The organism is Chitinophaga sp. (assembly GCF_036566945.1).
GTDB lineage: Bacteria > Bacteroidota > Bacteroidia > Chitinophagales > Chitinophagaceae > Chitinophaga.
Genome location: NZ_DATCVJ010000082.1, coordinates 1 through 3,060 on the forward strand (window position 1 = coordinate 1; position 3,060 = coordinate 3,060).

A 3,060-nucleotide genomic window follows, 5' to 3' on the forward strand; every position below is an offset into this window, starting at 1 on the left:
TTTTGTCTTACTCAGGATTATACTGATTTAGATGATTTTCCGGATTTTTACTTTTAAGATTATAAAAGATGAGGGAAGATATTAGCGAATTTATCCGCTGTTATCTTCCCTCATCTTTTTAAATTATCAAAATCAAAAAAAGTAAAAATCCGGAAAATCATCTAAATCAGTATAATCCTGAGTAAGACAAAAAATCGCCTGTTTATGTTTCATTAACACTTGCCTTAAAAACGGTTGCTACCTTTGTTTCCGATGATAGCCATTAGTTAACCCGGACTATCTGCTGATTTTTATTGTTAAACCCAACTCCCGGATGAAACAGTTTTTGTTGACCCTTATATCCACGTGGTGGATCTCGTTGCTATCTGCGCAACCTTTGCTAATGCCTGTTGGAAAAAATACCGGTATTGGCAGTTATAGCCGTCATTTTCAGAATGTCATTGCTGCATGGACCAACCCTGCTGGTTTATCCTGTTTGCCGGAATTAAGCGCCGGTATTTATTCAGAGAACAGGTTCCTGTTGAAGGAGGCTGCTATGTATGCGGTGATGATCGCCATACCTGTATCTGCCGGCGCCTTTGGCGGCAGTATCGCCCGTTTGGGTAACAGCGCCTGGCATCAGCAACAGCTCAGTGGCGCTTATGGGCGTACCCTGGGTAATAAGCTGGGCATAGGGGTGCAGTTTAATTATGAAACAACGGCAGTACAGGGACTACCCAATGTCAGTGCTGTTAGTTTTGATGGAGGCATACTATGGCATTGCAGTGAGAAACTGCATACAGGATTCCAGATTCGTAAGTCGGCCCATGAACCCGTGATGTACAGCGGTGGCGCCGGTTTCGAAGCATCCCGCGATTTTTTATTAACTGCCGGTGTGATTAGTATTGGCAGGATGACCAGCATGAAAGCCGCTGCGTATTACCGGATCGTGCGCGCCCTGGCGCTGGAAATAGGCATGGCATCAAGCCCTGCATATAATACCGCCGCGGTCATATTCTACCTGCGTTCTCTGCGCATAGATATTGCCGCCGGATTTCATCCACAGTTAGGTATCACTCCTTCAACCTCGCTGATATGGCAACCAGCTACACCACCAGCTACAGAATAATTTGTTGTGCGCTGCTGCTATGTCTGTGCAGGGAAACAAAAGCCCGGCAACAGGAAGAATCTTTGCCGGCAGTGATGGAAAATAACCTGGAGAAAGAAACGGCCGGCACAGAAAGCGTATCGGAAGACGATACACAATGGCAGCAACTGAATGCACTCAGCAGGCATAAAATCCAGCTGAATACTGCGGATGAAGCGACGCTGCAGTCTATTGGTTTGCTGACACCATTACAGATCAGTAATTTTTTGCAATACCGTTTGTTGCTGGGCGATTTATTGAGTATCTATGAATTGCAGGCGGTGCCTGGCTTTGAGCCGGATGTAATCCGGCGCCTGCTGCCTTATGTCATGGTAGGCAACGACCTGTCGCCACATTATACCCTACACGATTATCTGCATAAAGGAGATCATACATTCCTGCTGCGTTATGCACGGCCGCTGGAAAAAGCAAAAGGATATCTGCATACAGACAGTACGCTTCCTGCTTATAGAGGGAGTCCGGAGAAATTGTTTATGCGTTACCGCTATAGTTTTCCCCGATATATCAGCTGGGGTGTGGTGATGGAAAAAGATGCCGGCGAAGCGATTTTTAGAGGCGCCCAACAACAAGGTTTTGATTTTTACAGCGCCCATCTTTTTATCAGGAATTACCGGAAGATAAAAGCATTTGCCTTAGGGGATTACACCGTCAATCTCGGGCAGGGCCTGTTGAATTGGCAATCACAGGCCTATGACAAAGGGGCGGCCGTGATGCAGGTAAAACGGGAGGGAGAAGTACTGCGGCCCTACACTTCTCCGGGAGAGTTTTATTTTTTCAGAGGCGCTGCTATCACGCTGCAGCAAAAACATTGGGAACTTACCGCATTTGCTTCCTGGCGCAAACAGGATGGCAGTACAGATACTTTAATGGAGGAAGTGATTGCTGCCAGCGTGATCAGCAGCGGCTATCACCGCACGGCTACTGAAATAGACAAACGTGGTCTTGTACAACTATGGAGTGCAGGTGGCAATATCCGATATACCACCCATCGCTGGCAACTGGGCGGCAATATAATTAGTCATCGTTTTGCACCGGCTTTGCAGAAAGAGATCGCACCTTATAATCAATTCGACTTTAATGGCCAACAGCTGTCGGCAGGAAGCATAGACTATGCCGGTAGCTGGAAAAATGTTCACCTGTTTGGCGAGGCGGCAGCAAGCGATAACGGTAAGCTGGCTATTATGCAGGGATTGCTTACCAGCGTGGCGCCATCTGTGGATATTGCTCTCGTATACCGTTACTATGATAGGGCTTATCAATCGCTGTTTGCCAAAGGCTTTGGTGACGGCTATCGTACTGCCAATGAAAATGGAATGTATATGGCAGTAACGTTTAAAATAAATGCCCGTTGCAAGCTGGATGCCTATGCAGATTTTTTTCGTTTCCCCTGGCTGAAGTATCGTATCAATGCACCTTCTGACGGCAGGGACTTTTTTGTGCAGGGTAGTTATACGCCGAATAAAAAAACGACTTTGTTGTTGCGGTATAATTACCGTCAATCCGGCGAAAATGCCTTGCTCCCGGATAATCCGATCAAAGTACCGGAGCTAATAACTGCTACGCATATACGTTTTCAATGGAGCTGGCAAAAAAGTAAACAGCTAACTACTAAAGCGCGATTCGAATATAGTAGTTATCGGTCTGCTGCGAATATACAGCATGGATGGATGATTTATCTGGACGCAGGATATCATTTTAAACGTTTACCCTTTACCGTTAGCGGAAGGTTAGCCCGTTTTCAAACCAGTAGTTACGACTCCCGTATTTATGCTGTTGAAAGCAGCGTGTTGTATGAAAACGCGGTATCCCAGCTCTATGGCCTTGGATGGCAGTATTACGTAAATGTAAAATGGAAAATCAATCAACGAATATCAGCATGGGCGCGTTTTCATCAAACAATTTATCCGGGAACA

General features: G+C 46.0%; 2 protein-coding genes. Both read left to right on the top strand.

Going from position 1 to position 3,060, the window contains the following annotated elements; translation table 11 throughout:
- Positions 1 to 313 precede the first annotated feature (313 nt).
- A complete protein-coding gene (locus tag VIP81_RS02310) occupies positions 314 to 1,108 on the top strand; it encodes a hypothetical protein (protein ID WP_331956863.1) in 795 nt (264 codons plus the stop codon).
- On the top strand, positions 1,075 to 3,060 hold a 1,986-nt coding region (locus tag VIP81_RS02315; RefSeq protein WP_331956864.1), incomplete at its 3' end, for a helix-hairpin-helix domain-containing protein. The genes VIP81_RS02310 and VIP81_RS02315, both read left to right, overlap by 34 nt.